The organism is Robiginitalea sp., assembly GCF_982776155.1.
This window is the reverse complement of record NZ_CEXZKX010000005.1, coordinates 321,607-341,618: the sequence shown is the minus strand read 5'-3', so window position 1 is coordinate 341,618 and position 20,012 is coordinate 321,607. Positions and strand designations below refer to the sequence as shown.

Annotated in this window: 14 protein-coding genes; 7 read left to right on the top strand and 7 right to left on the bottom strand. The window is 58.7% G+C overall.

Features of this window, described 5'->3' with window-relative positions:
* Window positions 1–50: 50 nt before the first annotated feature.
* The 6 genes from AC3DKS_RS11055 to AC3DKS_RS11030 all read right to left on the bottom strand — a co-directional run bounded on the left by AC3DKS_RS11055 (window position 51) and on the right by AC3DKS_RS11030 (window position 7,084).
* The gene (locus tag AC3DKS_RS11055) at window positions 51–1,346 is read right to left on the bottom strand and encodes a vanadium-dependent haloperoxidase (protein ID WP_430930932.1); all 1,296 of its coding nucleotides are present in this window, start codon (window positions 1,344–1,346) and stop codon (window positions 51–53) included.
* 152 nt (window positions 1,347–1,498) lie between these two features.
* Complete coding sequence (locus AC3DKS_RS11050) at window positions 1,499–2,476, bottom strand: toll/interleukin-1 receptor domain-containing protein (RefSeq protein ID WP_272606885.1); 978 nt, start codon at window positions 2,474–2,476, stop codon at window positions 1,499–1,501.
* A complete protein-coding gene (locus tag AC3DKS_RS11045) occupies window positions 2,476–4,014 on the bottom strand; it encodes a caspase family protein (RefSeq protein WP_272606886.1) in 1,539 nt (512 codons plus the stop codon). The genes AC3DKS_RS11050 and AC3DKS_RS11045 overlap by 1 nt, the downstream gene beginning before the upstream one ends.
* A 96-nt stretch (window positions 4,015–4,110) precedes the next feature.
* Window positions 4,111–4,938 carry an EcsC family protein gene (locus AC3DKS_RS11040; RefSeq protein ID WP_272606887.1) on the bottom strand — a complete coding sequence of 276 codons (828 nt, stop codon included), beginning with the start codon at window positions 4,936–4,938 and terminating at the stop codon, window positions 4,111–4,113.
* Window positions 4,939–5,103: 165 nt separating this feature from the next.
* Complete coding sequence (locus AC3DKS_RS11035; protein WP_272606888.1) at window positions 5,104–6,705, bottom strand: serine hydrolase domain-containing protein; 1,602 nt, start codon at window positions 6,703–6,705, stop codon at window positions 5,104–5,106.
* A 28-nt stretch (window positions 6,706–6,733) separates the two neighbouring features.
* Window positions 6,734–7,084, bottom strand: a complete 351-nt coding sequence (locus AC3DKS_RS11030; RefSeq protein WP_272606890.1) for a hypothetical protein — start codon at window positions 7,082–7,084, stop codon at window positions 6,734–6,736.
* A gap of 224 nt (window positions 7,085–7,308) precedes the next feature.
* Here AC3DKS_RS11030 and AC3DKS_RS11025 point away from each other — a divergent pair, with 224 nt between their 5' ends.
* The gene (locus AC3DKS_RS11025; protein WP_015753251.1) at window positions 7,309–7,854 is read left to right on the top strand and encodes a porin family protein; all 546 of its coding nucleotides are present in this window, start codon (window positions 7,309–7,311) and stop codon (window positions 7,852–7,854) included.
* 186 nt (window positions 7,855–8,040) lie between these two features.
* Window positions 8,041–11,172: a WD40/YVTN/BNR-like repeat-containing protein gene (locus AC3DKS_RS11020; RefSeq protein WP_474732255.1), complete on the top strand. Its 3,132-nt coding sequence runs from the start codon at window positions 8,041–8,043 to the stop codon at window positions 11,170–11,172.
* A gap of 247 nt (window positions 11,173–11,419) precedes the next feature.
* Here the strand turns inward: AC3DKS_RS11020 and AC3DKS_RS11015 are convergent, their stop codons facing one another.
* The gene (locus tag AC3DKS_RS11015; RefSeq protein ID WP_272606892.1) at window positions 11,420–12,712 is read right to left on the bottom strand and encodes an aminopeptidase P N-terminal domain-containing protein; all 1,293 of its coding nucleotides are present in this window, start codon (window positions 12,710–12,712) and stop codon (window positions 11,420–11,422) included.
* 361 nt (window positions 12,713–13,073) lie between these two features.
* On the opposite strand from AC3DKS_RS11015, the gene AC3DKS_RS11010 reads away from it, so the two are divergent.
* From AC3DKS_RS11010 to AC3DKS_RS10990, 5 genes are all read left to right on the top strand, one after another.
* A complete protein-coding gene (locus AC3DKS_RS11010; RefSeq protein ID WP_272606893.1) occupies window positions 13,074–15,923 on the top strand; it encodes a beta propeller repeat protein in 2,850 nt (949 codons plus the stop codon).
* A 7-nt stretch (window positions 15,924–15,930) separates the two neighbouring features.
* Entirely contained in the window at window positions 15,931–16,320 is a 390-nt protein-coding gene (locus AC3DKS_RS11005; RefSeq protein ID WP_015753256.1) for a DUF2721 domain-containing protein, read from the top strand.
* 180 nt (window positions 16,321–16,500) lie between these two features.
* A complete protein-coding gene (locus AC3DKS_RS11000) occupies window positions 16,501–17,157 on the top strand; it encodes a PepSY-associated TM helix domain-containing protein (RefSeq protein WP_474732261.1) in 657 nt (218 codons plus the stop codon).
* 135 nt (window positions 17,158–17,292) lie between these two features.
* On the top strand, window positions 17,293–17,964 hold the full coding sequence (locus tag AC3DKS_RS10995; protein ID WP_015753258.1) for a succinate dehydrogenase cytochrome b subunit: 672 nt from the start codon (window positions 17,293–17,295) through the stop codon (window positions 17,962–17,964).
* Window position 17,965: 1 nt separating this feature from the next.
* Window positions 17,966–19,969 (top strand): fumarate reductase/succinate dehydrogenase flavoprotein subunit, encoded by a 2,004-nt coding sequence (locus AC3DKS_RS10990; RefSeq protein ID WP_272606896.1) that lies wholly within the window; start codon window positions 17,966–17,968, stop codon window positions 19,967–19,969.
* The last annotated feature ends 43 nt before the right edge of the window (window positions 19,970–20,012 follow it).

Here is a 20,012-nt window from a genome sequence, read left to right as displayed (position 1 = left end):
GGGTTAGGTTGGATGTGGCGGGCGGGTGGGGGCCCATTTCCAGATTCGATTTAACGCGGCAGCGGCCTCAAAAAATTGTCATTTGCATAATCCCCGATAGCATTGCCCAGCCGGTGGCCTTCCTCCGAATCGTACCGGAAGTGGATGCCCAGGTACACCCTGGACATGGCCGCTTCCAAACCCGCCTCGGTAAAGGAAGAAAAGGATCGCACGGGCGGGTCCATGGTCATTTTCCCGGAAAATGGCCCGGCGCTGTCCACCTGTACGGTGCGCATGGTAAAGGCGTAGTCGTCTCCGGTTCCCAGGGTTTCGGAAAGGACGCGCATGGCTGCGGAACTCGCAGAGCCATGGGCCGAAGGGTAGGACGGGAAGGCATAGGTATGCCGGTGCAGGTTGTTCCACTCCTCGTCGGGTTCCGTATCCGGGTTTTCATCGTTGGCGGCCCATCGGATCGCCGTATAGGGGCGCCAGTGGTTGTAGTGGAACTTGTTGTCGAATACGTTCACATAGGCATCGTAGACGGTCATGTTCAGCAGGGCCATGCTGCGGACCGTTTCCCACAGGTTCAGGCCTTCCGCAGCGACCAACTGCCTGGCCAGCCGGTTATGCGAATTTTCCACAAAATCCTTCCACCACATAGCCAGATGCGCCTGGTCTTTCGTACGGGTATCGCTGGATTCACTTCCCACGGATTTTACCTCGTTAAAGGCAGCCGTGTAGGCATCCGAAGCGATATCCGGAGGCGGAGGCGACCGGAACTGGTCCGGGGACTCCAACAGGAAGGGTTCGGCCCGGGCCCAGCCGGCCCCGAAAACAAATCCCTCCGGGGTGCCGCTATGCTCGTTAAACTCCGCGTAAACGCCCGGGGCCATGGGGTGCCAGGTATATTCGGCCTCCCCGTTCCACTGGTCCGCCTGCCGCATCTCCAGCAGGGCTTCGGCGGCTTCCTTTCCCAGTTGGATGCCGGCCTCCCGGGCAGCACCCTCCGGGATCGTATCCAGCACCTCCCCCAGCCAGCCCCGGATCTGTTCCTGCTGGTCCGGAAAACTGGCTGCCGTCACCTCATACAGCGCCTGGGCTACGGCCGCAGATGGGTTGGCATCCGGGTGCGACCCGGAAAAATGGTACGATTCATATACGGGGTGGATGGCATTGAGCGCATTGTGTGCCGCCGTAAAAGCGATGGCTTCGGTGCGTACGCCGTTAAGCGTCAAGAGCCCGTCTTTTTCCACGGCCAGTTCCATAATCCGGTCATTCCATTGAATGGCGATCTCGGGCGAATAATCTTCGGGTTGCACCTCCTTGTCCGCGCATCCTAAAAGGAGGGCCAGGACGAAGGTGTACACGGGGATGGAGATGGGAATTGGAATGAGGCCGGGTGATTTAGATGGCCCGCAGGGTCGGGGTCTGAATCGTATCATCTTACACGGGTTTTATTTCGTCTAATCTGGGGGATTCATCCTAAAGGTAAGAAAATCAGGTAAATATAGGCGAGTTGTTAAGCCCTGGATTTCACCGCGGCCACCAATCGTTCCATACTTTTTTCAAAGTGATCGCCCCGCACATCCAGGCAGAGGCTGCCCCGGAGGCAACCGATAATCCCGTCCAGGCCGGCCCGCAATCCCATCAATCGGGATTTCTTGTCATTTAAATCTCGGGTGTCAATCCCGGCATCGTGGCTTTTTTCGATTTGCTCCTGCACGTTCCGGATGCCCAGGTCTATTTCCGAGATGGCTTCCAGGGTGTAGTCATCCCGGAAAAAATGATCTTCCAGGTAGCAGGCAATGACTTTTTTGTCTTCCAGGTAGTTCCGCAGGAACAAGCTGTCCATGGACTCCTTACCCACCCAGGCAGACTTCAGGCTCCGGTCTGAGACCAGCAACACAATGGCGGTAGCGCGCTTGATGGATGCCTGTATAAATTCATGGATGTCCTGCCCGGCTTCCATATCCGTCTGGTCCAGGATTACCGGGATCCCCGCCTGCTCCAGGGAGGCTTTGATTTTCAGGGCTGTCGGGCTATCCCCGTGGTTATAAGAAATAAATGCCCGAGGTTCCAACACCGGTGGCTGCGCATTTTTTTTCGCCCGCCAAAGCGAGAAAATGAGGAAGGCTTCCAACGGTAGCAGAAAGAGAAGCGATAGTAACAGATGGTTGGAAAATGCCCGGGAAATGGGTTGGCCGTCTTCCGCATCAACCGCCAACCGTTGCAGAAGAATGGTTGCCAGGGTAGCGACCACAAAGAGCAGTGCCAGCAGGTGGGATGCCCGGAGCGACATGCTTCCGGTATCATCCCGGAACATCATCCCATAGGTTAGCGGGGGGATATAAAGGAGGAGGAACCACATCCAGGGGATGTAAACCCGGTTTGCATAAATCCCGCCGATGGTCTGAAACAAAAAGAGCAGGAAAACGAGGATGAAACCCGTTAGCAGGATCGTTAATAAGATGGTTTTATTTTTCCTGGCTTGCCCCATTACGGCCTGTTTTGTAGAAATTCCCAAATCCTGGACCGTTCCAGGTGTACGCGGCCCGGCAGGTCGCTGGATCTCAACAGGTAGGCCTCGACACTGTTTTCGGAGAGTTCGTATTCATAGATCAGGGCGGTTACGGAAAATGCATCGTTGAGTTCCTTTTGGGCAAACCAGGAATTGTTGTGATTCCCCATGGATACTAGATCCAAAGCACGTTGCCGGCCCAGGCGTTGGGTGGTCTGCTTAAAGGGTTTATCGGTTACCGCAAAGGCGATCACCCGGAAATGACCTTTGCGGGGAAAAAACAGGGAGGAAAGATATTCCCGAATGGATATACTGTAGCGCTGTTCAATTTCCAGTGCCCAACGGCTATCGTTGTCCACGGGTGTCCCGTCCGGATTGATTTGTTCGATCCGCGTAAGCAGCACAAACCCGCGCAACCCTTCCAAATCCGGGTCGGGCCCGAAGAGTGACCTCAATACCCGCGGGTGGTCCGCAATCGGGAAGTAGGCAAAATCGTAATACCCTGTGGCATCCAGGGCTTTGCGTAACCGGTTGTCGATTTCCCGCAAGTATTGGGCCCCGGTGAAGATTTCCTGAGGCAATATGTATGTGGCGGAAGCCCGGGGCGGCGGCCAGGGAAACGGCTCTTCTTCGATGAAATAGGAAACAGGTGGATCATCCGAGTACTCCTGGATTCTTCCGTCCCGCATATAATCGCGGTATCCGTTCCAACTGTTCTTGCGGTATTGGCCTTCCAGGAACCCGGCTACCTGCAGGAAGGCCTCCCCGCCGGTCTCCCTCTTCAGGCCGGCCTGGGCTTTTAGCAGGGCCTGGTACGGGTCGCCATTGGAAATAGCTTCTGAAAAGTATTTTGAGAACAAGCTTACGGATATGCCCTGGGTATCCCCGTACGCGATGTTTTCTTCACCCGCAAGATAGGTCAGGAAAGCCCGTTTCCTTGATTCTTCCGGGCGCGCGATGCGCGCAGGTAGTTTCTCGGGTAAGGCATTTTTGCGGGAGGTGCGCTTAAAATTCCATCGATAGGCATCCAGGGAAACGACATTTTCGTCACTGGCCTTCATACTCCCTGTCAATAGTTCAAGGTCTACCCCCTGTTTCATGGCCGAAGTAAACGATTGTTTCAACCTGGCCCCGGCCGGCATCAAAAAGTTCCTGTCCCCCGTTGTGCGAATCCGACCCGAATAGTACGCAAAGGCTACAATAGCCCGGTCGGCATATTCCTGGAAAGTTGCGATTCCCTGCAATAAGGCTTCGCGGTCCGGGTCTGTTACCAGAAATACCCTGAAGCCCAGTTCGGACAAGGCGAATTCCAAATCCCGCAAATTGTTTTGTGCCTCCTCCATCTCGTTTTTGCTTCCGTAATCCGCCACACTGATCAGCAGGGCCACTTTATCCGGGTAATCCTGTGGCGCAGGCACCGGATTTGCCCCGGCACGGACCCAGTAGCTGTTGGTGGCCAGCAGGAAAACTAACAGGAGTTTGCCGGGATGCAGTATCCAAGTGAAGGTGCCAGTCATTTGTGGAAGGTTCGTTGGTCAGGAACCATCCGATAGTTTTTTTAATACCAACGCGCTGATTCCCATTCATCAAGATAGCAAATCCCGCGGACAATATCAGGTTTTCTTCGCCACGTCCCCAATCGCGTGATACGCCGCCTCAACCGCCTCCATCCCGTACTTGCGCTCCAGGCGACGGACGGCAAAATGGGCTTCCGCCATGTTCTGGAAGTGGGTCATAAACGCCGTGTTGATGGCAGCCCCGCCCACGGCCCCGATTACCGGGACGGCCTGGGCGGCAAATTTCTCGGTCACCTGCACGCTGAAACGGCCGGCCACCTGCCCGATGGCTTTGGCCAGCGGGTTGGCAACCCCCCGCAGGGCAGACCGGATGGACATGCGCAGGGCGTAGTAGCCCGTATCCAGACTGTCGTCGTGCTTGGATTTCCCGCCCAGGGCAAACACCTGCAGGCAGGCCAGCTGGGTGTCGAGTTCCCGCAGGTCCTCCCCCTCGCTGCGGGCGATGTCCATGATGGAACGCATCATCAGCTTGGTGGTCAGGGCCATATCGGCCGCAAAGGCCACAAAGCCGAAGGCCCCGCCAATGGCGCCTGAGAGGGAGGCCATGGCCTGGTAGGCGGTGTTGAGGGAAGCCGGCTTGGCTTTATCCGGGTCCATGGTTTTCAGGTTGGACTGCACTACCCGCTGCAGCACGGTATAACTGATCTGTTGCAACTGCTTTTGCTGGCCCTCAGACAAACGGGACACCTGCTTGTCGATCTTGTTCCCGAGCTGGTTGAGCCCCTCCATGGCCCAGCCAATATTTTCCATCCGCCGTTTAGCAGATTCCAGCACACGCAGGTCCTCCGCTTCCAATTGCGTGGCGGGCACGACGGCCAGCGCCCGGGTGCTTTTCTTTTCTTTCTTGCTCTTTTTCTCAGCCATTAACCATGATATTGTTGGGGATGCGTCCCGGCAAATTTCGACTCAAAATGTACAACAACCGTGCCCATTCACCCCCGCCGGGAAGTGCACGAGTCCCGGACCCGGGCCCGGGTCCGGATACGAAGCGATCAGGAACCAGGGCGCAACATGTCTGTTTAATTGTCTTTAATCCTCATTTTCGCCTTCAAAACTCACGTCCAGTTGCTGCACCTTCGGGTCGGCCTCCGGGGTAAGGGTAAAGAATACAACCACCTCCCCGTTTGCGGCCTGCATGCGGAACCGTCCGCGGAGCTGGTTTTCCGGCTCTAATTCGCCCACGGACGAAATGTCCCCGGCTTCCTCCAGGACTTCCGCGATTTCAGACCGGCGGTGTTCCTTGCTCTGGTCCATAAAGAAGTTCTCGGCCATGATGCTCGCTTCCACCTGCGGATCGCCGCTGCGGACCCACTGGGCTACTTCCTCCTTGCGGGTTTTTAGGATATCCGACACCGGCAGGGCGCGCGGCTTTACCTGGAGCGAATCGAAGATTTTGCGGTAGACGGGCCCGAGGGAGTACGGGGAGGTATAGGTGCGGTTGCCGAAGGCCATGACCCCGATCCCGTAATCCGGAAAAAACACATAGTTGCTGCCGTATCCGGGCAGGGCGCCCCCGTGGGAGACCTGCCGGAGGCCGTTGCAAAATGTAGCGCTTCCCAGGCCAAAGGCGTAGCCGGACATCACGGCGCAGTCTTCCCCATTCCAGTCTTTGGCCTCCGCGTACAAACGGGAAAAACGCGGTTGCTGCATGTCCCGCAAAGAACTTCGCTTCACCGGTCCCTCATCCGGGGCGCTTCGGGGCGGCCAGGCAGACAGGTGGAAGCTCACATACTTGCTGAAGTCCTCAATGGTGGTGATGAGCCCACCCATGGCGCCATACGACCCGTCGTGTAAAATGGGCTCCGGCTTCCATTGTTCGTCTTCCCACCGATAGCCATGGGCCAGGATGTCGGCCGGCACGCTGTCGTATTCCCAATAGGTCCGGGTCATGCCCAGGGGCAGCAGGATTTCTTCCCGGATGTACTCCTGGTAGGGCTGCCCGGAAACCTCCGAGATGATCTTGCCCAGCAAGGCATACCCCGTATTGCTGTATTCAAATGCAAAGGAGGCCGGGTTGCTGAAGGAGACCCCGCCGGCCATCAGGTCGGTGAGCATCTGGTCCGTTTCGTCCAGTTGCCGGTCGCCCCAGGGGTTGTCTTCCGGGAAGCCGGCAGTCATCGTCAGCAGGTTTTCGATGGTAATGGCGGGGGCATCGCTGGTGAGGTATTCAAGACCGGCCATCGCCGGGATGTATTTTTCGGCCGGATCTGCCAGGGCCAGGCGGCCTTCATCCCGCAATTTCAGGATGGCCATGGCCGTAAAGCTCTTGGTCATGGAGGCAATCCGGAAGGCGGAAGAGGTGGTGGCCGGTCGCTCGGATTCGATGTCGAGCACGCCCGTGGCGCCGGACACGACCAGTTCGTCGTCTACCACAATCCCGTAGGCAATGCCGGGGATGTGACGCTCTGCAGCGTGCTCCTCGATGAGTCGTTGCATGTCGGGGGCGAGGCTCCGGATCTTTTCTGCCCGGTTGTCCTCCTCAAAGCGGGCGGGCTGGTAAGTGGTCGAAGCGGGGTGCTGCGGCACCTCGGATTGGGAGGCCGAAGGGGCCTCCGGTTCGGTTTTACAAGCTGTCAGGCCCAGCATCAAGCCTGCGAGCAGGAGGAGCGGCCATTTAAGTTGCGTGTTCATCATTCGGTATTTTCCCGGAATGTAAGGATTATTGGGGAGCACGGCGGATAAACAACCGGATAAACACCAGGATCAATATCCCGAACCACCCGAGCGGGTAGGGCAGCACAAGCATCCCCCAGCCGTCGGCCAGGGCGGCCTCCGTATCCAGGCCGCTGATGGCAAAACGGGTCCAGAGCGAGACCACCCCCAGGACAATCATCAGAAAGCACACGCGGTACCACTGGGCATGCGGGTCGCCGTAGCGGCGGGTGGTCACCATCAGAATCCCACTGCCGGCCACCACCAGGGGGGCGCCCCAGAGCGGGAAGAGCACCCCGATCATCGACAGGAACAGGCCCACATAAAAGGCGGTCTGGAGTTTGCGGTTTTCTTGCATGGTTCGGGCGCTTTTTCCACTCCGGCCGGAGCGGGCAGTAAACACCCGGAAAGGTACGAATTCAATCCCGGTTCACCCGGTAGGTGATGTCGCAATCTGGTGATCTGGGAGGTGGGGATGTCGCGGGTTACCCGGCCTGTCGATTCCCGAAAATAATTGGCCGGCGAATTGCTTTTCGCACTACATTTACTTTGTTTAATAGAAACCTAATCTTTTGATACCGAATGAAAAAACTCTTGATTTTTTGCCTGGTTTTAGGGGCCTTCCAGCTGCAGGCCCAGGACCGCGACATCACCTTTGGCGTGAAGGCCGGGGCGAACTTTTCCAACCTGAAGCTCGACTTTGACGGCGACGGGATTTCCCCGGACGGTGCCACGAGCATTTTTGTCGGCGGCTACGTGGATATCGGCATTGCTGAAAAGCTGAACTTTCAACCCGAATTGCAATATTCCATTGAAGGGGCGAAAGATGCCAGCGTGAGCTTTATCAACCTCCCGCTCATGCTGAAGTACTACGTCGTGGATGGATTTAACGTGCAGGCGGGCCCGCAAATCGGCTTCCTGGTGGATGCCGAAGACGGGGATACCGACGGCCTTAAATCCACCAACTTTGCGCTGAACTTTGGGGCGGCCTATGAGTTGCCGGCCGGTTTCTTTGTGGATGCCCGGTACAACCTGGGGCTGTCCAACATCGCCGAAGAGGAGCCCGGTTTTGAGGACATCTCCTTAAAAACCAAAGGCTTCCAACTCGGGGTCGGCTACCGGTTCTGAGACTGAAAATTTCGGTTTTTCCTATACGGAATACCAGATGGAGGGGGCATGGGCCCCCTCTTTTTTTTGCCCCTCGGCAGGTTTTTTTGCCCCCCGGCAGGTGGCTGACCTACGCAGGGGCGACCGCAGAAAATAAAAAATATTAGTACCTTCAACAGCTGACTAATTCGAATACGAAAAACAACTATGAGTAACCCACTTTTCAAAGCAGGGATCCTCCTGCTTTTCCTTTGCCTGGCGCCCTGGCAAACCGATGCCCAACGGCGCAACCGATCGAATACCACAACCTTTCCCGAATCCTTGTATTCCTCCATGGAATACCGGCTGGTAGGCCCCTTCCGGGGTGGCCGGTCCGCGGCGGTAACCGGCGTGCCGGGCAAGCCGAACCTGTTTTACTTCGGGGCCACCGGGGGCGGCGTCTGGCGCACCCAGGACGGGGGCCGCACCTGGGAAAATATCTCGGACGGCTACTTTGGCGGCAGTATCGGGGCGGTTGAAATTGCAGCGAGCGACCCGAACGTCATCTACGTGGGCGGGGGCGAGAAAACCGTAAGGGGGAATGTCTCCAGCGGCTATGGCGTCTGGAAATCCGTGGACGCCGGGAAAACCTGGCAGGAAGCCGGCCTGGCGAAAAGCCGGCACATCCCGCGCCTGAAAGTGCACCCGAAAAACCCGGACGTGGTCTTTGCGGCCGTGCTGGGGAATATCTACAAACCTACCCAGGAACGGGGCGTATACAAGAGTACGGACGGGGGCGAGACCTGGCGCAAGGTCCTCTTTGCCAACGAGCAGGCCGGGGCCGTGGACCTCACCTTCGACCCCACCAACCCGCGCATCCTCTACGCGAGCACCTGGCGCGTGCAGCGCACCCCCTACTCCCTGAGCAGCGGGGGCGACGGCTCGGCCCTCTGGAAGTCTACGGACTCCGGGGAAACCTGGACGGAGATCTCCAAAAACGACGGCTTCCCGACGGATACCCTCGGGATCATCGGCGTAGCCGTATCGCCGGTGAATTCCCAGCGCGTCTTTGCCATTGTGGAAAACAAAGATAAGGGCGGCCTCTACCGGAGCGAGGACGGAGGCGAGACCTGGAAACAGATCAACGACGACCGGAACCTGCGCCAGCGCGCCTGGTATTACACCCGCATGTATGCGGATACCCAGGACGAGGACGTGGTCTACGTATTGAACGTGCGCTACCACAAGTCGTCGGACGGGGGCAAGACGTTTGAAACCTTCAACGCGCCCCACGGCGACCACCACGACCTCTGGATTGCACCCGAGGACCCGCAGCGGATGATCATCGGGGACGACGGCGGCGCCCAGGTCTCCTACGACGGGGGCACCACCTGGAGCACCTATTACAACCAGCCCACCGCCCAATTCTACCGGGTGACCACCGACAACGCCTTTCCCTACCGGATTTACGCGGCCCAGCAGGACAATTCCACCGTCCGCATCCGCCACCGCTCGGACGGCTTCGGCATTGGGGAGGAAGACTGGGAACCGACGGCCGGGGGCGAATCGGCCCACATTGCCGTAGACCCGGAAAACGACAACATTGTCTATGGGGGCAGCTACGGCGGCTTCCTGACCCGCGTGAACCACGATGCCCAAACCGTGCGCGCCATCAACGTCTGGCCGGACAACCCGATGGGGTACGGGGCCGAGGGGATGAAGTACCGCTTCCAGTGGAACTTCCCGATCATCTTTTCCCGCCACGACCCAAACAAGCTCTACACCTTTTCGAACCACGTGCACATGAGTACGAACGAGGGGCAGAGCTGGGAACTCCTGAGCCCGGACCTCACCCGGAACGATCCCGACAAGTTGGTCTCCAGCGGCGGGCCCATCACCCAGGACAACACCGGGGTAGAGTATTACTGCACCATTTTTGCCGCCAACGAGAGCCCGCTTAAGGAGGGCCTCCTCTGGGTGGGCAGCGACGACGGGCTCATCCACATCTCCCGGGACGGGGGGCAGAACTGGGAGAATGTCACCCCGCCGAATATGCCGGAATGGAGCATGGTCAACAGCATCGATCCCTCCTATTTTGACGAGGGTACGGCTTACGTGGCGGCCACCCGCTACAAGCTCGGGGATTTTAAGCCCTACCTGTACAAGACCACCGATTACGGCCAGAGCTGGACGGAGATCACCAGCGGCATCGACCCGGAGCACTTTACCCGGGTGGTACGCGAAGACCCGAAGCGGAAAGGCCTGCTCTACGCAGGTACCGAGACGGGCATGTATATCTCTTTTGACGACGGGGCCTCCTGGAAACCCTTCCAGCTGAACCTCCCCGTGGTGCCGATCACCGACCTGACCATCAAGGACAACAACCTGATTGTAGCCACCCAGGGCCGGAGCCTCTGGATCCTGGACGACCTCACCGTCCTCCACCAGCTGGACGACGCCAAGCGGTCTGCCTCCAGCATCCTCTACAAGCCCAAGGATGCCTATCGCACCAAGGGCGGGGCGCGCAGCACCCCGTCGCTCACCGAGGGGCAGAACCACCCGAATGGCGTGGTGACCCATTTCTATATGAAGGATTTCTCCGAGAAGGACAGCGTGGCCCTGACCTATACGACGATGGCCGGGGATACCCTGGCGAACTTCAGCACGTATGCGTCGGAGATCGACAAAAAGCTGAAGGTGGAAAAAGGCGGCAACACGCATGTTTGGGATACCGAGGGCAAGGGGGCCAAACGCCTGCCCGGCATGATCCTCTGGTGGGCGAACCTCAGCGGGCCCAAGGCGGTTCCCGGCAGTTACCAGGTACACCTGACGGCGAACGGGGAGACTCAAACCCAGCAATTCCGGATTGTGCCGGACCCGCGGGCCGAGGCAACCGTGGCCGACATGCAGAAGCAGCACGACTTTATCACGGCTGTGAACGAGACCGTAGACCGGGCCCACCAGTCTATTGAGAAGATCCGGAAGGTGAACGACCAGCTGGACGCCTTTATGAAGCAGTATAAGGGCAATGAAGCGACGGAAGAGTTGGTGGAAAAGGCGAAGGAGATGAAGGAAGGCTTCGGCGAGATCGAAAAAGCGCTCTACCAGACCCAGAACCGCAGCGGGCAGGATCCGCTGAACTTCCCGATCCGCCTGACCAACAAGCTGGCCCACCTGAATTCCCTGGTGAGCCTGGACGATTTCCCGCCCACCGAGCAGGACATCGCCGTGCAGCAGGAACTCAGCCGGGAGATCGAAACCCAGCTCAGCGCATTCGACAAAATGGTCGACGAGGAAATCACCGCCTTCAACAAGGCCTTCAACGACCTGAACCTAAACTATCTTTTTATTGAAGAGTAGTTTGTTTTTTGAGTTACACGAAGAAAAACCCCGCGGCTTGCGCCCGGGGTTTTTTAATTTGAAGATTTGTCGATTTGAAAATTTGAAGATTGGGGTGTCGTCGCGCCATCCGAGCGAGTTGGCTGGTATCGGCTCGTTCACTTTCCCTCTTTGATATCGAGCGGGCTTAGCCATTGCCTCATTGACAAATTTCCAAATCACCTCGCTGCATTTTCAAATCGACAAATCTTCAAATCTTCAAATCGAATCACCCATTCATCAGTGATTCAATCTCCTCCGCCTCAATGGGGATGTCCGCCATCAGGTTCAGTGGCTCGCCCTTATCCCGGATAACCACGTCGTCTTCCAGGCGGATGCCGAAGCCCTCTTCGGGCACGTAGATGCCGGGCTCCACGGTAAAGACCATGTTGGGCTGCATGGGGGTTTTCAGCGCCCCGTAGTCGTGGGTGTCCAGGCCAATGTGGTGGCTGGTGCCGTGCATGAAGTATTGTTTATAGGCCGGTTTGTCCGGGTCCTCGTTCTGTACGTCTGCCTTGTCCAGCAGGCCCAGGCCCAGGAGCTCAGAGGTCATCAGCTTGCCCACCTCTTTGTGGTATTCCGCCCAGAGCGTGCCGGGCACCAGCATTTTGGTGGCCTCCTTCTTGACGTTCAAAACAGCGTTGTACACCTGTTTTTGCCGGTCCGTAAAGCGGCCGCTCACCGGGATGGTCCGCGTCATGTCGCTGGAATAATTGGCGTATTCGGCCCCCACGTCCATCAGGATGAGCTCCCCTTCCCGGCACTGGTTTTTGTTCTCTACGTAGTGCAACACGTTAGCGCTGTTGCCCGAGGCGATAATGGGCGTATAGGCAAAGCCGCGGGAGCGGTTCCGGATGAATTCGTGCAGGAATTCCGCCTCGATCTCGAACTCCCAGACGCCGGGTTTTACGAAGCCGAGCACCCGGCGGAAGCCCTTTTCGGTAATCCCGCAAGCGGTTTGCATCAGGTCGATTTCCTCGGGTTCCTTGACTCCCCGGATCTCCTGCAGGATCGGGTTGCTCTTGGCCACCTTGTGGGCCGGGAATTTCCGTTTGGTCGCGTGGATGAACCGGTCTTCCCGGGTCTCGGTTTCCACGGCCTGCCGGTAGTGTTCGTTGGTGTTGAAGTAGATGGTGTGCGCCTCGGTCATCAGGTCAAAAAACACCTTGTCAAAGTCCTGGAGCCAGTACACTGTGCGGATACCCGAAGTGGCGAAGGCCCGGTCCTTGGTGAGTTTTTCGCCTTCCCAGACGGCGATGTGGTCGTTGGTCTCCCGCAAAAAGAGGATTTCCCGGTGTTTCGGGTCGATGGCGTCCGGGAACAGCAGCAGGATGGATTCCTCCTGGTCCACCCCGGAGAGGTAGAAGATGTCCGGGGCCTGGCGGAAGGGCATCGTGCTGTCCGCCCCGATGGGGTATACGTCGTTGGAGTTAAAAACGGCCAGGCTGCCGGGCTGCATCTTCGCCATAAACTTCTGGCGGTTCCTGGTGAAAAGCCCGGAATCGATCGGGTGGTACTTCATAGGTATTTTCGGTTTGCCCAAAGGTAGGGATTCGCGGGGGTGGGAACAAAAATTCGGCAGGCGGGAACAATAATTCGGGGGGCGAAGATTCCGGGCGGTCGGGACAAAAAAAGGGGGCTTTGTGAAGCCCCCGAGGTGTGGTTGGTTGGTTAGTTGCTATTAGAAGCAGGATATGCGATCTTTGGTCTTCCGGGAGCTGTCCTGAAAGCGGGCAATGTTCATTGAACAGGTGTCGCGCTTTTTTGGTAGATTCGTCCGAAAAGAGGAATAAATTAACAATTTTTTAGGCACCCGTGCAACTGTTTTGTGTAAAAATCACACATTGCAGGGGGAATCCTACAAGCAAAACCAGCCCATAGAAATGAAGATTTTCCGTACCCTTGCCGCCTGCCTGGCGACCCTTCCCTTACTGGCCCAAGCCCCTGCTACCGACGCCTCTGTCGTACAACAGGCCCTGGAGCAAAAAGCCCGGATGGCCAACGCCTCCAAAGTGGCCAACCTCCGTTTGGAGAATATCGGCCCGAGCGTAATGAGCGGCCGTGTGGTGGACCTGGCCGTCAACCCGGACAACCCGGTGGAATTCTATGTGGCCTATGCATCGGGCGGCCTCTGGTACACCGACAACAACGGGACGAGTTTTACCCCCGTCATGGACAACGCCCCCACGCAGAACCTCGGGGCGGTTGCCGTACACTGGCCTTCCGGCACCATCTGGGTGGGAACGGGAGAAAACAACGCGTCCCGGTCGTCCTACGCCGGGATCGGCCTGTACAAATCCACAGACGGGGGGGAGAGCTGGACCTTTGCCGGCCTGCCGGATTCCCACCATATCGGCCGGATCGTCATCCACCCGGAAAACCCGGACGAGGTAGTGGTGGCCGTGGCGGGACACCTCTACTCGGACAACGAGGAACGGGGCATCTACAAGACTACGGACGGGGGCGCCAGCTGGCAGCGGACGCTTTTTGTGGACGACAAAACCGGGATGATCGACCTGGTAGCCTCCCCGGGGCGCCCGGAAGTCCTCTATGCCGCTTCCTGGCAGCGCGACCGGAAGGCCTGGAACTTTGACGGCAGCGGCCCGGGTACGGGTATCTATAAAAGCATTGACGGGGGCGACAACTGGAATTTGATGACCGCCGCAGGCAGTGGGTTCCCCACCGGATCCGGCGCCGGTCGGATTGGCCTGGCCGCATTTGACCACCAGATTGTCTATGCCGTCATCGACAACCAGGACCGGCGCCCCAAAGAGTCCGGCGACGCAGATGCGGATGAGGGGCTTACCAAGGACGATTTTAAATCGATGTCCGCCTCCCGGCTCCTGGCCCTGGACAACGGCGAGCTGAACGAATTCCTGAAGACCAATGGCTTCCAGGAGAAATACCGGGCGGAAAACGTCAAGCAACTGGTGCGGAGCGGCTCGGTGAAACCTGCGGACCTGGCCACCTACCTGGAAGACGCAAATTCCCTGCTCTTCGACACCCCGGTCATCGGGGCGGAGGTGTATCGCTCCGAGGACGGGGGTCGCACCTGGACGCGGACCCACGAGGGCTACATCGACGACCTGTTTTACAGCTACGGCTACTACTTCGGGCAGATCCGGGTGGCCCCGTACGACCGGGATCAAATCTACCTGGCCGGCGTCCCGCTGATCCGGTCGGCAGACGGGGGCAAAACCTTTGAGGCGATAGACGGGGACAACGTACATGCAGACCACCACGCCCTCTGGATCAACCCGGAGAAGGAAGGCCACCTGATCAACGGGAACGACGGGGGCATCAACATCACCTACGACTACGGCGAACACTGGATCAAGAACAACTCCCCGTCCGTGGGGCAGTTCTACGCCATTGCAGTAGACCACGAGGACCCCTACAACGTGTACGGCGGCCTGCAGGACAACGGGGTGTGGAAAGGGGCCCACAACGCCGGCGAATCGGACGGGTGGCACCAGAGCGGCCGCTACCCCTGGGAGATGCTCCTGGGCGGGGACGGCATGCAGGTGGAGGTCGATAGCCGCAACTCGGACATCGTGTACACGGGCTTCCAGTTCGGGAACTATTTCCGCCTGGACCTCGGGGCAGACAAACGCACCTACATCCAGCCGAAACACGAACTGGGGGAATCGCCCTACCGCTTTAACTGGCAGACGCCCATCCTGCTTTCGCCCCACAACCAGGACATCCTCTACCTGGGCGGCAACAAACTGCACCGGTCCATGAACCAGGGCGACGACTGGACAGCCATCTCGGACGACCTGACACGGGGCGGGAAAAAGGGGAACGTCGCCTACGGCACGCTGACCACCGTCTCGGAATCGCCTTTCCAGTTTGGATTGCTCTACACGGGCAGCGACGACGGGCTGGTACATGTGAGCAAAAACGGCGGCGGCTCCTGGCAGCAAATCTCCGGCAGCTTCCCGGAAGACTTATGGGTGAGCCGCGTGGCGGCCTCCTCCCACAAAAAGGAACGGGTGTATGTTGCCCTGAACGGCTACCGCTGGGACGACTTTACCCCCTATGTGTACGTAAGCGAGGATTACGGGGCCACCTGGAGGTCCCTGGCGGACGGCTTGCCGGCCTCCCCGGTAAACGCCTTGGTGGAAGACCCGAAAAACGAAAACCTGCTCTTTGTGGGCACGGACAACGGGCTCTACGCCAGCCTGGACCGGGGCGCTACCTGGGAACTCATGCAAAACGGGCTGCCCAACGTGGCCGTACACGACCTGGTGATCCAGCCTAAGGCGGGCCACCTGTTGGTGGGCACCCATGGCCGGAGCATCTACAAGGCGGACATCGGCGCCCTGGAGGCGCTTCCCGCCCAGGACCTCTCCGAACCGCTCGTGGTCTTTGACCTGCCGGAGATCCGCCACTCCTCCCGCTGGGGGAATACGCGCTCCACCTGGGGGGAGCCCAACACGCCGGGCCTGGACATCGAGTTCTTTGCCCAGTCGCCCGGGACGGTGCAGGCGCGCATACTGAGCGCGGACGGCACCGTAGTGAGCGAGACGCAGCTCGACGCCGATGCGGGCTTCAACATCCTCTCCTACGACCTGGCCTTCAGCAAGGAGGGCAAGAGCGACTTCCTGAAAAAGAACAAGGTGCCGCTGAAAACAGCCGGCAACGGGAAGACCTACCTGCCGGAAGGCACCTACCAGGCCGAACTCCAACAGGGCAAAACCAAGGTGAGCCGGGAATTTAAAATCAAATAAGTTGCCTATGGAACTCTCCCTGAGCATCCCTGCCCTGCTCTTCCCGGCCATCTCCCTGAGCATGCTGGCCTACAATGCCCGCTACCTGGCCATTGCCGCCCTGATCCGCCAATTGCACGGGCAGTTCCGGGAAACCCAGGCAGCCCCGCTGGAAAAACAGATCGGGTCCCTGAAACGCCGGTTGCGCATCATCAAGGACATGCAGTCCACGTCCATCGCGAGTTTCTTGCTGGCCGCCATCAGCATGTTCCTGATCTATGTGGAACTCCGGCTCTGGGCCAATGGCATTTTCGGGTTGAGCCTGATTTTCCTGATGGTTTCCCTGATCCTTTCGCTCTGGGAAGTGCGGCTTTCCACCCGGGCCCTGGAGATCCAGCTGCGGGATATGGGCACGTGAAGCCAGGGCGCTGTGGGCCATGGGGAGGTGAAGCCTCGGCCCTGCGGGATTTGGCAGCTGCCTCCCGGGCAGCCTGCATCCGGGGGTTGCCACCCGTCGGAGCCGGCGGTTTTAACAAGTCTTTGACCCGGGATTCCCCGGAATTGGCCGATATTTGGGGCTTTCTGATTGCAACCTGCCATGTCTTTTTCCCATTCCCGACCCAGTGCGCGTAAACCGGCTGAACCTGCCTCCTCCCAGGGAAGCAGCACCGTCTTGCCAAAACCGGAAACCACCCGCCGCAAGAAACAGGCCAACACACTGCGGATCTTCCGGAAAATCCACCGCTATACGGGGGCCTGCCTCTTTGCCGTTTTCTTTTTTATCGCCGTCAGCGGCCTGTTGCTGGGGTGGAAAAAACATTCCGGGGACGCCATCCTGGCCAAAACCCGCACGGGCAGCACTACAGACCTCGCCCGCTGGAAATCCCTGTCGGAGCTCCGGGACAACGCGGTGGCTTATTACCGGGACTCCCTCCAGACGCAGGGAGCCTTTGAGGTAGACCGCATGGACGTGCGTCCGGACAAGGGGGTGGTGAAATTCACTTTTACCCCGGGATTCCGGGGCCTGCAACTGGACGGGGCCACCGGGGAGGTACTGTATGTGGAAACCCGGCGGAGCGACTTTATCGAAAAACTGCACGACGGCTCCCTGGTAGACCTCTGGCTGGGCCTCGACAACGGGGCGTTCAAGCTGTTCTACACCTCCCTGGCCGGGGTGGCCCTGCTGGTGTTTACCATCACCGGGTTCTGGCTCTGGTACGGGCCCAAACGCATGCGGCGGGCCGCGCGGAAGTAAATTCCGGACCCCCTTTGGCGCGCTGGCTCCTACCCTTCTTTAAAACGATTCTAAAATGGTTGGCCCCCGGCGGCAAAGTTTGTTAAAACGCCGCCTGTAAGCTATTTTTGTAGGGCTTTACTAAACCCAACTGAAATGAGCGGATTCGCTAGTTCTTCTATAGCCCGGAAGGTCGTCATGGCGCTCTCGGGCCTTTTTTTGGTCCTGTTCCTGGCACAGCACGCCACCATCAACCTCAGCTCGGTGGTGAGCCCGGAGACCTTCAATAAATGGTCGCACTTTATGGGGTACAACGCCGTGGTGCAGTTCATCCTGCAACCCATCCTGATTGCAGGGGTCATCGTGCACTTTGTGATGGGGATTGTCCTGGAGATCCAGAACAACCGCGCGCGGAATGTTAAATACGTGAAATTCAAGGGCAGCGCGAATGCGCCCTGGGTTTCCCGCAACATGATCATCACCGGGCTGGTGGTGCTCGCCTTCCTGGGGCTGCACTTCTACGATTTCTGGGTACACGAGATGGCCTACAAATACGTGGAGGCCCGTCCGGAAGACCCGACCCGCTACCACGCGGAAACCGTCGAGAAGTTCGAGCCTATCTGGCGCACGGTCATCTACGTGGTCAGTTTTGTGCTTTTGGCGCTCCACCTCTGGCACGGCTTTGCGTCGTCCTTCCAGAGCATGGGGGTCAACAACAAGTACACCCCGGCGATCCGCAATTTTACCCGGCTCTACGCCATCGTGGTGCCGCTGATCTTTATCTTCATCGCCCTCTACCATCATTTTAATCCGATAACGCACTCATAATATGGCAACCCTGGATTCCAAAGTCCCCTCCGGCCCGCTGGCGGAAAAGTGGACAAAGCACAAGAACGAGATCAATCTGGTCAACCCGGCCAACAAGCGGAATATCGATATTATCGTCGTCGGGACCGGCCTGGCCGGCGGGGCGGCAGCTGCCACCCTGGCGGAACTCGGGTACAACGTGAAGACCTTCTGTTACCAGGATTCCCCCCGCCGGGCGCACAGCATCGCGGCCCAGGGCGGGATCAATGCAGCCAAGAACTACCAGGGCGACGGGGACAGCCCCTACCGCCTGTTTTACGATACCATCAAAGGGGGCGACTACCGCTCCCGGGAAGCCAACGTCTACCGGCTGGCCGAAGAGTCCGTGAACATCATCGACCAGTGTGTGGCCCAGGGGGTCCCATTTGCCCGGGAATACGGCGGGCTCCTGGATAACCGCTCCTTTGGGGGGGTACTCGTATCCCGGACGTTTTACGCCAAGGGGCAGACCGGCCAGCAACTGCTGCTGGGCTGCTATGCGGCCATGAACCGGCAGATCAACCGGGGCAAGATCCGGCCCTACAACCGGCACGAAATGCTGGACCTCGTCCTGGTGGACGGCAAGGCCCGGGGCATCATCGCCCGCGACCTGGTAACCGGGGAGATTGAGCGGCACAGCGCCCACGCCGTGGTGCTGGCATCCGGCGGGTACGGCAATGTCTTCTATCTCTCCACGAATGCGATGGGGAGCAACGTAACGGCTGCCTGGCGCGCCCACCGGCGGGGGGCTTATTTTGCCAACCCCTGCTTTACGCAGATCCACCCTACATGCATCCCGGTTTCCGGCGACCACCAGTCCAAGCTCACGCTCATGTCCGAATCCCTGAGGAATGACGGACGGATCTGGGTGCCCAAACGCAAAGAGGACGCCGAGGCGATCCGCGCCGGGAAACTCAAGCCCACCCAGCTTGCGGAAGAGGACCGGGATTACTACCTGGAGCGCCGCTACCCGGCCTTCGGTAACCTGGTGCCCCGGGACGTGGCCTCCCGCGCCGCCAAGGAACGCTGCGATGCGGGCTACGGGGTCAACAAGACGGGCGAGGCCGTCTACCTGGACTTTGCCGCGGCCATTGAGCGCTACGGCAAGGAAAAAGCCTATACCTCCGGGATCAAAGACCCGGACAAGGAGACCATCACCAAGCTGGGCAAGGAAATCATCGCCGCCAAATACGGGAACCTCTTCCAGATGTACGAAAAGATCGTCGACGACAACCCCTACGATACGCCGATGATGATCTACCCGGCCGTCCACTACACCATGGGCGGGCTCTGGGTGGACTACAACCTGCAGACCACCATCCCGGGCTGCTACTGCGCCGGGGAGGCGAATTTCAGCGACCACGGGGCCAACCGCCTGGGCGCCTCCGCCCTGATGCAGGGGCTGGCCGACGGGTATTTTGTGTTGCCCTATACCATTGGCGACTACCTCTCCGACGACATCCGTACCGGGCCCATCCCGACGGACAGCGAGGCCTTCGACAAGGCCGAGGCCGACGTGCGCTCCCGCCTGGAACGCCTGCTGAATGCCAACGGCACAAAATCCGTGGATTACTACCACAAGAAGCTCGGCAAGATCATGTGGAACAAATGCGGGATGTCCCGGAATGCCCAGGGTCTTGAGGAGGCCATCGAGGAGATTGCCGCCCTGCGCAAGGAGTTCTACGAAAACGTCCGGGTACCCGGCAGCATGGACGAGACAAACCCCGAGCTGGAAAAAGCCGGGCGCGTAGCCGATTTCCTGGAACTCGGCGAACTCTTTGCCAAGGATGCCCTGCACCGGAATGAATCGTGCGGCGGGCATTTCCGCGAAGAGTACCAGACCCCGGAAGGGGAAGCCCTGCGGGACGACGAGAATTTCAAGTTCGTTTCCGCCTGGGAATACAAGGGGGAACCCAAGGATGCCGTACTCCACAAGGAGGACCTGGTGTTTGAGAATATTGAGTTGAAAACACGGAGCTATAAGTAATTTGGCAATTTGAAAATTTGCCGATTTGAAAATTTGATAAAAT

Excerpts from the sequence above, each read along its gene's own strand:
- AC3DKS_RS11015 (WP_272606892.1), bottom strand. The coding sequence starts at position 12,712 with ATGAAGTACCACCCGATCGATTCCGGGCTTTTCACCAGGAACCGCCAG.
- AC3DKS_RS11010 (WP_272606893.1), top strand. The coding sequence starts at position 13,074 with ATGAAGATTTTCCGTACCCTTGCCGCCTGCCTGGCGACCCTTCCCTTA.
- AC3DKS_RS11005 (WP_015753256.1), top strand. The coding sequence starts at position 15,931 with ATGGAACTCTCCCTGAGCATCCCTGCCCTGCTCTTCCCGGCCATCTCC.
- AC3DKS_RS11035 (WP_272606888.1), bottom strand. The coding sequence starts at position 6,705 with ATGAACACGCAACTTAAATGGCCGCTCCTCCTGCTCGCAGGCTTGATG.
- AC3DKS_RS10990 (WP_272606896.1), top strand. The coding sequence starts at position 17,966 with ATGGCAACCCTGGATTCCAAAGTCCCCTCCGGCCCGCTGGCGGAAAAG.
- AC3DKS_RS11045 (WP_272606886.1), bottom strand. The coding sequence starts at position 4,014 with ATGACTGGCACCTTCACTTGGATACTGCATCCCGGCAAACTCCTGTTA.
- AC3DKS_RS11030 (WP_272606890.1), bottom strand. The coding sequence starts at position 7,084 with ATGCAAGAAAACCGCAAACTCCAGACCGCCTTTTATGTGGGCCTGTTC.
- AC3DKS_RS11025 (WP_015753251.1), top strand. The coding sequence starts at position 7,309 with ATGAAAAAACTCTTGATTTTTTGCCTGGTTTTAGGGGCCTTCCAGCTG.
- AC3DKS_RS11050 (WP_272606885.1), bottom strand. The coding sequence starts at position 2,476 with ATGGGGCAAGCCAGGAAAAATAAAACCATCTTATTAACGATCCTGCTA.
- AC3DKS_RS10995 (WP_015753258.1), top strand. The coding sequence starts at position 17,293 with ATGAGCGGATTCGCTAGTTCTTCTATAGCCCGGAAGGTCGTCATGGCG.
- AC3DKS_RS11000 (WP_474732261.1), top strand. The coding sequence starts at position 16,501 with ATGTCTTTTTCCCATTCCCGACCCAGTGCGCGTAAACCGGCTGAACCT.
- AC3DKS_RS11040 (WP_272606887.1), bottom strand. The coding sequence starts at position 4,938 with ATGGCTGAGAAAAAGAGCAAGAAAGAAAAGAAAAGCACCCGGGCGCTG.
- AC3DKS_RS11020 (WP_474732255.1), top strand. The coding sequence starts at position 8,041 with ATGAGTAACCCACTTTTCAAAGCAGGGATCCTCCTGCTTTTCCTTTGC.